This window comes from Vibrio penaeicida (genome assembly GCF_030689305.1).
Classification (GTDB): Bacteria; Pseudomonadota; Gammaproteobacteria; order Enterobacterales; family Vibrionaceae; genus Vibrio; species Vibrio penaeicida_B.
The window spans coordinates 709,018-722,019 of sequence record NZ_JAUYVM010000001.1 but is presented as its reverse complement, the minus strand read 5'-3'; the positions used below and the strand labels follow the sequence as shown (position 1 = coordinate 722,019).

General features: G+C 44.2%; 13 protein-coding genes. 8 read left to right on the top strand and 5 right to left on the bottom strand.

Going from position 1 to position 13,002, the window contains the following annotated elements:
- Nucleotides 1–2,667: putative Ig domain-containing protein (locus tag Q8W40_RS03215; protein WP_305395844.1), on the top strand; the 2,667-nt coding region annotated here is incomplete at its 5' end.
- Nucleotides 2,668–2,799: 132 nt separating this feature from the next.
- Entirely contained in the window at nt 2,800–3,444 is a 645-nt protein-coding gene (locus tag Q8W40_RS03210) for an outer membrane beta-barrel protein (protein WP_305395843.1), read from the top strand.
- Between the two features lie 88 nt (nt 3,445–3,532).
- Here the strand turns inward: Q8W40_RS03210 and Q8W40_RS03205 are convergent, their stop codons facing one another.
- Nucleotides 3,533–3,910, bottom strand: a complete 378-nt coding sequence (locus tag Q8W40_RS03205; RefSeq protein ID WP_305395842.1) for a ribosome recycling factor family protein — start codon at nt 3,908–3,910, stop codon at nt 3,533–3,535.
- A 218-nt stretch (nt 3,911–4,128) separates the two neighbouring features.
- Here Q8W40_RS03205 and Q8W40_RS03200 point away from each other — a divergent pair, with 218 nt between their 5' ends.
- Genes Q8W40_RS03200 through Q8W40_RS03190 form a run of 3 tightly spaced genes read left to right on the top strand, consistent with a single transcriptional unit; the run spans nt 4,129 to nt 5,992 of the window.
- Entirely contained in the window at nt 4,129–4,455 is a 327-nt protein-coding gene (locus tag Q8W40_RS03200; protein WP_305395841.1) for a hypothetical protein, read from the top strand.
- Between the two features lie 2 nt (nt 4,456–4,457).
- A complete protein-coding gene (locus Q8W40_RS03195; protein WP_305395840.1) occupies nt 4,458–4,901 on the top strand; it encodes a hypothetical protein in 444 nt (147 codons plus the stop codon).
- 8 nt (nt 4,902–4,909) lie between these two features.
- Nucleotides 4,910–5,992: an SEL1-like repeat protein gene (locus Q8W40_RS03190; protein WP_305395839.1), complete on the top strand. Its 1,083-nt coding sequence runs from the start codon at nt 4,910–4,912 to the stop codon at nt 5,990–5,992.
- 44 nt (nt 5,993–6,036) lie between these two features.
- Here Q8W40_RS03190 and Q8W40_RS03185 read toward each other — a convergent pair whose 3' ends face one another.
- The 4 genes from Q8W40_RS03185 to Q8W40_RS03170 all read right to left on the bottom strand — a co-directional run bounded on the left by Q8W40_RS03185 (nt 6,037) and on the right by Q8W40_RS03170 (nt 10,525).
- Nucleotides 6,037–7,176 carry a glycerate kinase gene (locus Q8W40_RS03185; protein ID WP_305395838.1) on the bottom strand — a complete coding sequence of 380 codons (1,140 nt, stop codon included), beginning with the start codon at nt 7,174–7,176 and terminating at the stop codon, nt 6,037–6,039.
- A 24-nt stretch (nt 7,177–7,200) separates the two neighbouring features.
- The gene (locus Q8W40_RS03180) at nt 7,201–8,556 is read right to left on the bottom strand and encodes a GntP family permease (RefSeq protein WP_305395837.1); all 1,356 of its coding nucleotides are present in this window, start codon (nt 8,554–8,556) and stop codon (nt 7,201–7,203) included.
- A gap of 262 nt (nt 8,557–8,818) precedes the next feature.
- On the bottom strand, nt 8,819–9,961 hold the full coding sequence (locus tag Q8W40_RS03175) for a sugar diacid recognition domain-containing protein (protein ID WP_305395836.1): 1,143 nt from the start codon (nt 9,959–9,961) through the stop codon (nt 8,819–8,821).
- A 9-nt stretch (nt 9,962–9,970) separates the two neighbouring features.
- Nucleotides 9,971–10,525 (bottom strand): gamma-glutamylcyclotransferase family protein, encoded by a 555-nt coding sequence (locus Q8W40_RS03170; RefSeq protein ID WP_305395835.1) that lies wholly within the window; start codon nt 10,523–10,525, stop codon nt 9,971–9,973.
- Between the two features lie 800 nt (nt 10,526–11,325).
- Between Q8W40_RS03170 and Q8W40_RS03165 the strand changes: the two genes are divergently transcribed.
- From Q8W40_RS03165 to Q8W40_RS03155, 3 genes are read left to right on the top strand one after another with little or no spacing between them, the layout of a single operon-like run.
- Nucleotides 11,326–11,772, top strand: a complete 447-nt coding sequence (locus Q8W40_RS03165; protein WP_305395834.1) for a DUF4402 domain-containing protein — start codon at nt 11,326–11,328, stop codon at nt 11,770–11,772.
- Nucleotides 11,773–11,794: 22 nt separating this feature from the next.
- Nucleotides 11,795–12,259 carry a hypothetical protein gene (locus tag Q8W40_RS03160; RefSeq protein WP_305395833.1) on the top strand — a complete coding sequence of 155 codons (465 nt, stop codon included), beginning with the start codon at nt 11,795–11,797 and terminating at the stop codon, nt 12,257–12,259.
- A complete protein-coding gene (locus Q8W40_RS03155; protein WP_305395832.1) occupies nt 12,256–12,960 on the top strand; it encodes a fimbrial biogenesis chaperone in 705 nt (234 codons plus the stop codon). Before Q8W40_RS03160 ends, Q8W40_RS03155 begins: the two co-directional genes overlap by 4 nt.
- Nucleotides 12,961–13,002: the final 42 nt, after the last annotated feature.

Sequence of the window (13,002 nt, the reverse complement as noted above, 5' to 3'; positions counted from 1 at the left end):
ACGCTGACGGTGACCAACGTCAATGACGTTCCTGTGATTTCCGGCATGCCAGCCACGACCGTAAATGAAGACGAAGCGTACCGCTTTACTCCGACAATGACGGATGCAGATAATGGCGACAGCCACACCTTCAGCATTGTGAACAAGCCAGTTTGGGCAATGTTTGACACCGCTACGGGTACGCTATCGGGCACGCCAACTAACGATCATGTAGGCAGCACAGCCAACATCGTGATCGCGGTAGAAGACGGTGCCAAAGCGAAAGCCAGCCTTCCTGCGTTTACGCTGACGGTGACCAACGTCAATGACGTTCCTGTGATTTCCGGCATGCCAGCCACGACCGTAAATGAAGACGAAGCATACCGCTTTACTCCGACAATGACGGATGCAGATAGTGGCGACAGCCACACCTTCAGTATTGAGAATCAGCCTGCTTGGTCAACGTTCAACACAGCAACCGGTGAGCTGTCCGGCACGCCAACCAATGATCACGTTGGTCACACTGAAAACATCGTGATTTCCGTTGAAGACGCCGCCAAAGCGACAGCCAGCATGGCTGCATTTTCGCTGACGGTGACCAACGTGAACGATGCACCAGTGATTTCGGGTACACCAGCCACAACGGTTATCGAGAACGCCGAATATCGCTTTGTTCCAACGGCTTCGGACGTGGATACAAACGACACATTGACCTTCAACATTGGCAACAAACCTGATTGGGCAACGTTTGATTCGGTAACGGGTACCCTTTCAGGTGCGCCAAGCCAAGCTAATGTTGGTACATACGCTGATATCCAACTCGGAGTATCTGATGGTAATGCGACGGTTCTATTACCTGTATTTAGCATTACCGTGCAAGGCGACTTGGATGGCGATGGGATTGCGGATATCCGTGATGTGGATATAGACGGCGATGGGATGAGCAACGCGTTTGAAGAACAATATGGATTGGATCCACGTTCGTCAGCCGATGCGCATACCGATCTCGATGGTGACGGCATGTCTAATCTCGATGAGTTCCTAGCGGAAACAGATCCCACACAAGATTCCGTTGCGCCTGTCTTCCTAGCAGACAACCAACACATCGAACTGAACGCATCCGGCGTGTTCACTAAAGTTGAAGTGGGTGTCGTTTCTGCTCATGACACCAAAGACGGTCCAGTGGCTGTGTCGCCACAACCGGAGTACAAGTACTTGAAGCCGGGTAACCACAGTTTCACCTACACTGCGACCGATGCCGCTGGAAATCAAGTGGAGCTGAACCAAGTCGTTGCGATTCATCCATTGATTGCGTTTGAACAAAGTCAGCGCGTGGAAGAGGGAGCGGAGATCAGTGTTGCTATTCACCTAAATGGTGAATCTCCAGTGTATCCGTTGGTCGTACCGTTTGAGGTGACATCCGATTCAACGGCTCAATGGGGAAGCGATCATACCTTAGAATCTGGGCATGTGGTGTTTTCTGAAGGTGAAACCGAGCAAGTCATACGTTTCCTAAGTGTGCAAGACAACGTATCAGAGGGGGATGAGCGTCTCCACCTTGTGATACCAAATATCGACGGAACACTTAACGTGGCGAAATTGACTCAACACGTAGTCACAATTTCAGAACACAATCTTGCACCAGAGCTGGAAGTGCAAATCACCCAAAACCAAGAGCGCCGCACTTTGCTTTCTCATGCTAGCGGAATGGTTTCGGTGGCAGCCGTGGTATCTGATGGCAACAGTAAGGACACACATACGTTTGAGTGGCACTTGCCTGATGAGTTGAATCAGCGAAGCGCATCTGGTTCTGTGGTTACGTTCGATCCAACGTTATTGCCGTTAGGTCATCATGAGATTATTGTTGTTGTCACCGATTCAGGAACACCTGCGTTGTCTGTATCAAGCAAGCATAACGTGGTGATCAAAACTTCGTTGGCAGCGTTGAGTGCTGGGATTGATACCGATGGTGATGGCATGGATGACGTATCAGAGTCTTATGCCGATAATGACGCCGATGGTGTGCCGGACTACCTCGACCCAGAGTCATTCAATAGCAATGTTATCGCTCATGAAGCTAGGCACCATCACACTCACGTGTTGCAATCCTCTGCGGGCACCACGTTGACATTAGGTAGTCGTTCCTCGAATACCGCTCACTTTGGGGTACTACTCAAAGAACAAGATCAGACCTTCGAGAAAGACTTTGCCAGCAATGTCGGTGGTGTTTTCGATTTTGAAATTCGTGAGCTGAGCGAGCACGGTCAGTCGGCTAGCGTTGTGATTCCTCAAACCCACCCGATTCCGGAGGAGGCGATCTATCGCAAATACAGTGTCGATAAAGGGTGGTTTGACTTCGTAGAAGACCAACACAATGTGTTGAGCTCTGTTCAAGGTGAAAAAGGGTACTGCCCAGCACCAGAAAGTGGCGCTTACGAAGAGAATGGTCAACCTCGCGCACTGACTGCGGGTCACTGGTGCATCAAAATGACTATCCAAGATGGCGGACCGAATGACATGGATGGCGAAGCCAATGGCACGATCGTGGATCCAGGTGGCGTTGCGTCTAAAACGTATACGGACTTCAACGTCAAAACGGGAAGTGGCGCAGCGGTCAACGTGCTGCTGTTTATCTTCCTTTGCCTTGGTGCCATGTTGAGAACGGGGATGGCTAGACGCCGCTCATAATCATTGCTAGGTTGCCTTTCTTTTAGAAAGGCAATCTCTTTCATGTTTTGGGAGCTTGGCTCCCTCCTTCAAATTCAATAGCAGAGCGCCTTTTTGGTGAAGAAAACAAGTGCTCTGTAGGAAAGTGTGAGAATGAAATTACGTAAAATCGTATACGGGTTTGCCTTTGTGGGTGGAGTAGTTGGCGCTTCAAGTGCCATCGCTCAGTCGGCGAACTCTACTCAGTCGGTCAGCCCTGCCGAACCACAGCCTAAAATGAGTGTGTCAGCAGGTATTGGTATGGTGAATAGTCCAAATACGTGGGAAGGATTAGGCGATAGGCTAATCATTGAACATATCGAGACAAGCCGAACAGGTAAAAGCTTATGGTTTGGTTATCAATGGCATACCAATATGCGAATAGAATTGGGATACGTCGATTTTGGTTCGATATCTGTGAACGGTCGAGTAGCCGATGTTACGGCATTTGAAGACAGAGCGTCTGGCTCACTGCCTGTATCTGCTCATTCAGGCGTGCTTGCCTTTAAGCCTTCCTATGGCGTTACCGACAGTATCAACCTCTATGGGCGCACTGGTGTCAGCTATTGGCAAAGTGAATACAGCATTTCACCGAGTGCCCAATACAACAGCCGAGATTCAGGGATAGATCTTCATGTGGGGGCGGGAATCGGTGTTGAGCTGAGTGATGCAGTAGAGCTAGAAGTGTTTTGGGATAGAGGCTATTTCAGTAACACCCATGCAGATATGGCTTCTTTAGCTTTTACCTTAAAATTCTAAACTCGCCATTCTATTGAAGCATAAAGCACAGAACGATCTGTGCTTTTTTGCCTTTTATCTCCGCTTCACATTAGAAAATAGCCATAAATTACATAACATCAGCCTCAAACCTTGCCGTTCTTGCTTGAGCGAGTGTGCAATTGGCTTTTTCCATTAATTCATTCAGTGTAATGTTTGGATTAGCCAAAATGAGAGCACTCAGTTGATCTGAAAGTGGAAGGTGTAGCTCTCGCAATGCCTCAACGCGTTCGTCAATTTTCTTGATGATGAATTGGTAGGTTTCATGGTCTATTTCGACCAAAGCAGCAGAAAAAGCCCGCAAGTTTTCAAAGTCGGCGGTAACTTGCCAATTTCTCGAACGACGAATCCTTTTCAGTTCCGCTTGGTGTTGAAGTGCAATGGATTTGGCACATTTGGCGTTTTCACCCCCAATCCGATGAATAAGAGAAGGGAGTGGGATAGACATTTTATTTTTGCTCATAGCGCGAATTGTGCAATGTTACTGTGGGAATAGCTATCAATATCCCTTTTTCTTTAGTTGTTCGTGATTTGGTACTTCGCTCCGTAAATATGCGGAGTCACTCTCAATTTTTTTAGCAATAAAATATAGGTGCTCTATTTCATAATTGTGTGAGTATATGATTTCATCACCTTAGTTACATAAATGGCTTGAAAAGAGAAAAAATGAAAGAAGTTAAGTATTTAAATGTCAGTTATCCTTCTATGGTGAAAGACAGTAGGCTTGTGATTTTCGGCGAGGGTAGCCATTCCATTCCTCATTACAAAGAGGAAGTCATTCGCGCTTTGCCTATTCTTAAAGGAATGGGATTCAATCATCTAGCGATGGAAATGCTTCCTACATCTCTGCAGGATAAATTAGATGTTTTTAACAAAACAGGTAAGGGCAAAGAACACTTACTGATGCACTTTAAACGTAACTGGTCTCACGGTATGCCTTCAGCTGGTAACGCTGCTGCTTATCAGCGAATTGTAGTTGAAGCTCAAAACTAGGAATGAAAGTTATTCCTTTAGATATGCCACCTGAAATGTTTGATAGTTTTGAACTAGATTGCGATGCTGAAAAAATGATGAAAGGCAACTGTAAGGATAGGCACGTAATCAGAAATGAAATGTGGTCTAGAAATTTGGGCAAGCTTCTTAGTAAAGGTCATAAAGTCGTTTCATTTATGCATCACTTTCATTCAGTGACGAGATGGAAAAATGATGCCGGAGTAAGAAAGCTGGTAAGAGAGCAAGGATACAAAGCTGTAGTGATAAACATAACTGGTGGTGTGTTCTGCGTATCAGAAAATGAATGTTTCTCTGGTCAAAGCGTTAAGGCTCCGTATAACAAGAAACGTTTTTATGCTGAGGTTGAAGCAAACCCTAGCAAAGATTACATGAAAGCCAATTACCAAGTTCATCTTCCTGAAGTTAGAAATCCTAAAGCAATATGAAGAGTTTTATGAAATTTAGCCCTCTATTTATCATCTTTGCCACGCTTTCGTTAGATGCATTTGCCGTTGTTCGTCCCAATGAACCGTTCTGGAAGTACAAGATTGATGATCCTAATTTAACCGTAAAACAAGCAGGTGAGCGATGTCTCAATAGCTTAACGATGGACACTTGGGGTATCGGGAAGTGGTGTCGAAAGGCTAAAGAGTTAGGGTCTGAATCCGCAGAAGAGATAATTCAGTTACACTTTGGTGACAGCATAAAGTACTTTGAAATTAATCTTGAAAAAGCCAAACAAGGTGATGTTATTGCGGCGGAAGAAGTAGGTCACGAATACTTTTTAGATTATGCGATAGCGAAAGATGATTCTAAGGCTATGTATTGGTATGAGAAATCTTTCGCTGGTGGGAATGTGAGTGCAGGGTTCAGGTTGGCGAATTTTTATTTGCACCAATCTAGACAATATCAGAATCCAGGAAGGGGAATAGAGATACTAACTGAATTGGCTGAACTCCCTATTTCCTCTGGTATTAATGTGTTCCCCGAACAACAATTTGAGGCTCGCAGAGAGCTGGCTATATTGTATCTCAAAGGTGAAGTGGTTGAGAAAAACCTCTCTTTATCATGGAATTTCTTCGAGCGCGCATATGGTACCCAAAATTTTGATTCGTATGAGTTGGGTTATATGTACTTTCATGGGCTTGGTGTGGATAAAAACATAGCTGAATCGAAAAAACATTTTTCCCGTAATCAATCCTTTGAAGCAATACTTTCTTTAGAAGAACAACTTCACCCAGAGGCTTTGTTCTATTTGGGTTTGATGAAATATGAAGGTTTAGAAACATCGAAAAACTTTCCTATGGCATATTCGCTTTTTCAGTTAAGTCTTGAAGGGTTAGATAACAATTATGATCTTACTGAAGATTTAAATTCAGAGTTTAGATCTCATATGCACTATTTATTGGGGTATATGTCCGAAACGGGAATAGGTACAGAGAAAGATACAGAGTTGGCGAAGTACTATTATGAAAACTCCCTGGAAGTTGAATCGAAATTTTCAGCTTTAAGTGCAATGAGAATGTCTGAGTTGTAAAAAAAGCGCAGGGAGCCCTGCGCTTTGAGTTTGATCTTTAAAGGTTACTTACCTAAATTCATCGACCACATTCTGGCCACATTTTCAGAAAGGTTGGTGAGGTTTTCACCAGCTTCCTGGAAGGCGGTTGGTAAATCCAGTACGCGGGGCACTGCAGCAAATACGGCATCAATACCACACTGATATGCCGCTTGGTAGTTCTCGCCTACGCAACCCGCTAGTGCAATAACCGGGAGGTCAAATTTCTTAGCTAGCGACGCAACGCCCATTGGGGTTTTTCCGTGCGCTGTTTGCCAGTCTATTCTGCCTTCTCCGGTGATCACCAAGTCTGCTCCTTCGAGTTGGTTTTCTAAGCCAACGGTTTCGAGCACAATGTCTATTCCTGGTTGCAATTTGGCGTGGGTAAATGCAATCAATGCGGCACCCATCCCACCAGCTGCACCAGATCCTGCTGCATTTATGACATCACGACCGATTTGTTTGCGAATGAGCTGACCATAATGATTCAGATTTTGATCGAGTAGGCGAATGTCTGCTTCAGTTGCGCCTTTTTGCGGACCAAAGGTTGCTGATGCACCTTTACTTCCACACAAAGGGTTATCGACGTCACTAGCGACTAAAATTTCACATTCAGCCAGTCTTGGGTTCAATCCCGACAAATCAATTTGCGCGAGTTCTTTTAATCCGCAGCCATTTAACGAAATGGGCTGACCATTGTGATTAGAGAATTTAGCGCCTAGCGCTGCCATCATGCCAACGCCTCCATCGTTTGTGGCACTTCCACCTAAACCAATGATCAATTTCTTTGCACCTTGTTCAAGTGCGTGGTTGATGAGTTGTCCGGTGCCAAAGGAAGTGGTCAGCTTAGGGTCGCGTAGAGAAGGCGATACATGATGTAGACCACTGGCGGCGGCCATTTCAACCACAGCCGTTTGGTTATCGCCAAGCAACCCATAAAAAGCATCGACCGAATTACCTAAAGGTCCTGTCACCGCAAGGTGAACCAGCTTGCCTTGGGTGGCATCGATCAGTGATTGCACAGTGCCTTCTCCACCATCTGCAACAGGTACGTGAATGAATTCACTGTCTGCCCACACTCGGCGAAAGCCAGATTCAATAGCCAAGCAAACTTCTTTTGCTGTCAGGCTTTCTTTAAATGAATCTGGGGCGATAACTACTTTCATATCACTCTCCTAACGCGGTGATGATTACAATAAAACAAGGCTTAGGATGTAAACCAGTACAATGGCTGTAATACCTTGCACCAAGGTTGCCATCGTTTGTGCTCGATATGCCAACCCAACGCTCATGCGGCTAAACTGAGAGACTACCCAGAAGAAGCTATCATTTGCATGAGATACCGTCATCGCACCCGCACCAATGGCCATAACTGTGAGTACTCGACCCATTTCTGAATCCAACCCTAATTGAGCAAGCATTGGGGCAACCAACGCAGACGTGGTAACCAACGCCACGGTTGACGAGCCTTGCGCCGATTTAAGTGCGGCGGCAACGATAAACGGCATGAAAATACCAATACCTAGTGCCGATAATGTTGTACCCAAATATTCGCCGAGCGGTGTGGCTTTTAGTACCGCACCAAATGCACCACCTGCACCAGTGATCAAAAGAATAGGTGCGGCAGCAGTGATGCCTTGGCTAATACGCTCGCTAAACTCAGCCGCTTTGTTGTCAGACTTAAGCAAACGAATAGACAGCAGCAGACCGATAACCAATGCCGTTAACGGCTGACCGAAGAAGTTAAGCGTATCAAATAAGAAACCATCGCCCAATGGCGCACTTGGGAAGCGAGCAACCGATCCTAAACAGATAAGCAAAATAGGCACAAAGATTGGCGCGAACGCTTGTCCAGCAGTGGGCAGTATACCGTAGGATTCTTTCAGTGCTTTCCAATCAACATTATCCGCTGGGTTTTGAGCTTCTTCTCCATCGGGTTCTACATCTTTGAAGCGATTTGCCCAAAGCATACCAGCGAGTGCTGCGACACCTGCAACGAAAATACCGACAGCGATAACAATACCTAGATTAGATTCCAACCCAAGGTTACCAGCGGCAGCAATAGGACCGGGAGTAGGCGGAACAAAGGTATGAGTTGCGTATAAGCCAGTGGCGAGTGCAACACTCATGGCGACGCTAGAGGTTTTCATTCGATTTGCCAGTGACTCTTTAAGTGAGTTCAAAATGACAAAACCGGAATCACAAAATACAGGTACAGATACGATGTAACCAATGAGCGACATGGTCAGAGTCGGGAATCGGTCGCCGAGCACTTTAATGACGGTATCCGCCATGGTGATGGCCGCGCCACTTTTTTCGAGAATGACTCCGATAATGGTCCCTAACACAATGACCAAACCGATGTAGCCGAGTATGCCTCCAAAACCTTTAGCTATGGTTTTGGCTATGCTGTCGGCAGGGAGCCCGTAAGCGAACGCAGCGATAAATGCTGCTACTAAGAGGGCGAGAAAAGGGTGTAACTTAAATTTGGTGGTTGCGACGACGATAAACGCGATCACAGCCAGCAGGATTAGTATAAGACTCATAATAACTCCGTTTATTTTTGCCACTTGTTTGCGCTTTTATGCAGTATTGCTGTTATGTGCAATGTTCATCGCATTCAGGCGTGTGGAGTGGCTATATTTTTCCAAGCGTAGGTATTCCTGGAATACAATTCCCGATCATTCTGGTTTGCTGATCTTAGTTGGGAATAGGATTATTATCGGAGCTTATTGAGCTAAATCCTTTAGGCATGAGTGACAAATCAACTTCCAATGTGAAGCTTTGTTTTTGTGCTTATGCACAATTTTAGGGTTGTTTTGTGATCTGGCTTGCAATATAGAGTTCGACTAATCCGGTGAAATTTTTTGGAGAAACACGGGTGATTTTCTCTATCTTATCCAACCGGTATCGTAAAGTGTTTCTATGTATGTATAAGGCTTCGGCGCACAGTTTTTGATTTCCTTGGTGTTCGAATAGCTCGTGTAGTGTTTTAAGTAGTTGCCCGCTTTTGTCTTCCTGCATAAGCTTAACGATTGGTTTACATAATTGGTCACCTTGCCAAAAGTTAGCTAGTGGCGAGAGCAAGACGGGGATGCGCATCTCTTCAAATAGGTATTTGTTTTTTTCTGGGTGGTGCTTTTTTCCAAAGTGCAGAGCTTGCCGCGCACTTTGATAGGAAAGGTGGATGTCGTTGAGATTTGGAAAGTATTCCCCTAAGGCGATATCCAGTTGATTGATCCCTTGCTGATTCAATCTGTCGAGCAAAATATCGATACGCAAGCTTTCTTGCTCGCTGTCCCATTTGCCATGTCGATTGTGGCTGGGTTTCAGCACGACAATCTCATGCATTGAAATGACAGCGACCAAGTTGTCACGTTTGGGGTATTCCAACAGTTCGACGATTTGACGAGTTTGCTCCAAACTGAGTGGGGCGCGTTCGGAGTGCAATTCAATCACTACAGCAACACGAGGTGTATCAAGGTCGATATCCAAGCGCGCCGCCCAATCTTTAAGTTCGGCTGAGGAAACTTCATTTTTGATCCACGCAGAAATGAATTCCTCTTTATGTCTTCTGTCCCATTGGAGTTGTTCGATAAGCGCTGCTTGGTCGACAATCATTTCAGCCGTCATCTTGACCAGTGATGCGTAATTTCGAATAGAATTAGGATCGCCAGTAATACCGACCACTCCAATCACTTCATGCTGGCTTTTCATCAGCATGTTGATGCCGGGCTTTGCGCCTTTAAGCGACTGGCAACTTTGCTGGGTTACTTCAACGGTGTCCCCATGTTTTAGAGCCAAAAGTGCACCATCATGAGTTTGACCGATCCGGTAAGAGTCGCCACTGCCTATAATCACACCAGCTTGGTTCATCACGTTGATGTTATTACCAATGATCGCCATGGTTCGATCGACGATTTGCTGGGCAAGTTGCTGTTCTAGAATCATTATCTCGCCTTAGCGTCTTGCTGAATCAACGAGGTTATCGATAAGAGAGATATGCTGATTCTCAACACCAGCTATCCTTCGGTATTTGGGCTGGTGGCGATCGTTTTCAAGAGGGTGATGCCAACCTAAGGTGGACTGCATGAAGTGCTCGGCAAATTGAGTGGAAATGGATAAGCAGCCAGCCAGAACGGTATCAACATAACTTTGCATAATGGGAGCATTGGTGCAGGGAGGCGCTACTTCGTCTTTCACATACATCCAAACCTCAGCACTGGTAGCAATAACCGTGTCGGATTCAATTTGAGAAACAGCTACCTTGATACGGTGGTAGCCTGCTTCACGTTTGTCGAACTCCAGCAGCTCCTGGTCATCAATCTCAATCAGAACACCGTTTACTGATCCTTTACCACTCGTCACAACTAATGGTGAGATTTGATAACTGCCATCCACCTTACTCCAATGTCGGTTAAAGCCGCACACTATTGCTGGGTAAGCGTTTCCTGTCTGCCCAGTTAACTTACGAGATTCAGAGTTGATTAAGCTGCCATATCCGAAGATGTACATAGGTGAGCGAGTTCCTTTTCAAAGCGGGTCAATTAAGTATACAAGTATTCCATGAACTTCAAGTTTCGTCGAATTGAACGGTGTTGGAAGAAGTTGCAATGAAAGTGCTTTCAAAATCTAAAACAGACTTGAGGTTGTTCTTTTCTATTCAGCTCAGTTGTGAGGTGGTTATATTTTAATCAGAACGATAATTTAGCTATACTTATGGTTGATATTGATACGTCCATTCCAATAAAGTTTAAATTTCACTGTTATTTAATTATTTTTTGAATTGTTAATTGTTTTTTATTGGCTCTTTTGGTTTTGATTTATTCGTATTTAAATTGTTAGGTCGTAAGTTGAGTATTTATAGGAATATATTTTGAGTAGTACTTAATAATTTTCTAGTTCTTTTCTAATTGAGTTGGTAAATATTGCTGTCTCAAATATCGGAATTTAACATTTAAATTTACAGTCTTCTGTTCTGAGCTGTGTATGCTAGATTTTAATATCGCCCCAACTCATTTTCCCAATATATAAATCTATCACTAGCACTTTGGCTCTCTTCTAATTGCTTGATAAGTAAAGTTTTATTTTTCATATGAGCTCGTGCTCATATTTATTTTCACCTTCAATATTGATCGAGTTGTACTTGTTTTTGAACCTCCTCACAAATATTAATGATAAAATTAAAAATATTATGAAATTATTTATTAGTTGATCTTTAAATACGCCTGATACTTTTCTGGTTTCCAGTGGTACAGAAAAGTATTAATAAAAATAAGGTTATTTAAATAAAAATGGACTTGGGGACATTAGAAATGAAATTCATCAAAAAGCTTGCGTTAATTTCTTTAGCAGCAGTAGCACCTAGCGCGATGGCAGCTACGGATACATTCAACTCTAGCATCAACGTTTTAGAGCCTGTATCTATCTCTAAAACAAACGATCTAGATTTTGGTTCTATCTTCACAGACCAAGCGACTAACGTTACTGTTGCGGCAGCAGATGCAGGCGCAGCAGCATTCACTATTACAGGTACAAGTGGTAGTACAGTAGACGTAACGGTTGATACAACAGCTACAATGGGTGACGGCAACGGTAACAACATCGCTGTAAACAGTATCGCTCCAGATAACGCTTCTCCAGCATTAACAGGTGGTACTGCCACGGTTAAAATTGGTGGTGTGGCAGACATCGTTGGTGCAGGTACTTTGGTTGCAGGTAACTACTCTGGCACAGTTAACATTACGGTTGTTTATCAATAAGACACCGACATAAGGTGGCTTTGTGCCACCTTATTTTTCCCACCTTTATATTATGCCGCGCATCTATTTGGGGCTTTTGCTGTTTTTGTGCTTGGTGAGCTCTGCTCATTCTATTGCTATCGAAATTACGCAATTAGAACCCATGGAATTTGAAACCACTGTCGGTGGTTCAAAAACTGTTGTGTATCTGAAACCTTCTGTATCGACTAATGGCGTACTTCTCTTTCGGGTCACAGGTGATCCTTCAAGAAAAATTCAAGTTAAAGTAAATGGTTCTGAATTTCGAATGCTTAATTCACAATCAGGTCGTCATGTTGTTGTGAAGCGCTTTAAATACGGATGCGGGTTGAATAAGAGGGGACGAGTTCGGTTAAATGGTCAAGGGCAATCAGGGGTGTTGTGCATTGGAGCAAGAGCGGTGGTTAAAGCTAGCTCTCAGTCAGGCATGTTTTCTGTTGTTGTCCCATTCACAGTGAAGTATTTATGAAGTTTCTTTCCTTAATTTTCGTTTGCCTTATCGGGTTCAGCCAGGTTAGCCATGCGCAACTAAAAATTGCACCTACTCGTATTGTGGCTGAAGGTGAACAAGCCTCAACCCATAAACTGTTTGTCGAAAACACAACATCAGAACCTATGAGGGTTAAGGTGTCGGTTGTTTACCGGTCGGCGCTAGTGGGCAATGATAAATCGAAAACACGGCTTCAAGAGGACATTGAAGTTCAAGAAGATTTGAGTAAATTTGTCAAAGTATCGCCGCCTATTATTGGAAACTTGAAACCCAATCAAAGACGAACAGTTCGCGTAAGAATTCAAGGTTTACCAGCGGAATATGAAGAGGGAGAATATAGAACATATCTACTTTTCCAACCAGTTCCACTGTCTTCTCAGCAAGCGAATAAAAATTCAGATGGTCAGGGCATGACCATGAATCTGGATTTTATTATTAACACTATGATCCCCGTTTATTCTCAAAAAGGGACGGTAGAGCATCGCGTGCATTTGGAGTGTAAAGAAAACGCCATTCGAGTTCACAACCAAGGTAACTTTCAACTTAAAGGTAAACTTGTCTCTGGGAATGACGTGCAAAACGTTTTCTTAGTTCGAAATGCGTCGTTGGATAAGCCTGTTCGAAGTTCTGCTGGTGCTCAATTTATCGTAGATGATCAAATTGTGAGCTCCTGTCAGTAAGTTCATTTATTTAACTGAACCACCTGTGTGAAAACGAGCTTT

Coding starts and splice junctions, on each gene's coding strand:
- Q8W40_RS03190 (WP_305395839.1), top strand. CDS start 4,910: ATGAAATTTAGCCCTCTATTTATCATCTTTGCCACGCTTTCGTTAGAT.
- Q8W40_RS03175 (WP_305395836.1), bottom strand. CDS start 9,961: ATGATTCTAGAACAGCAACTTGCCCAGCAAATCGTCGATCGAACCATG.
- Q8W40_RS03180 (WP_305395837.1), bottom strand. CDS start 8,556: ATGAGTCTTATACTAATCCTGCTGGCTGTGATCGCGTTTATCGTCGTC.
- Q8W40_RS03170 (WP_305395835.1), bottom strand. CDS start 10,525: ATGTACATCTTCGGATATGGCAGCTTAATCAACTCTGAATCTCGTAAG.
- Q8W40_RS03205 (WP_305395842.1), bottom strand. CDS start 3,910: ATGTCTATCCCACTCCCTTCTCTTATTCATCGGATTGGGGGTGAAAAC.
- Q8W40_RS03210 (WP_305395843.1), top strand. CDS start 2,800: ATGAAATTACGTAAAATCGTATACGGGTTTGCCTTTGTGGGTGGAGTA.
- Q8W40_RS03165 (WP_305395834.1), top strand. CDS start 11,326: ATGAAATTCATCAAAAAGCTTGCGTTAATTTCTTTAGCAGCAGTAGCA.
- Q8W40_RS03185 (WP_305395838.1), bottom strand. CDS start 7,176: ATGAAAGTAGTTATCGCCCCAGATTCATTTAAAGAAAGCCTGACAGCA.
- Q8W40_RS03155 (WP_305395832.1), top strand. CDS start 12,256: ATGAAGTTTCTTTCCTTAATTTTCGTTTGCCTTATCGGGTTCAGCCAG.
- Q8W40_RS03195 (WP_305395840.1), top strand. CDS start 4,458: ATGAAAGTTATTCCTTTAGATATGCCACCTGAAATGTTTGATAGTTTT.
- Q8W40_RS03200 (WP_305395841.1), top strand. CDS start 4,129: ATGAAAGAAGTTAAGTATTTAAATGTCAGTTATCCTTCTATGGTGAAA.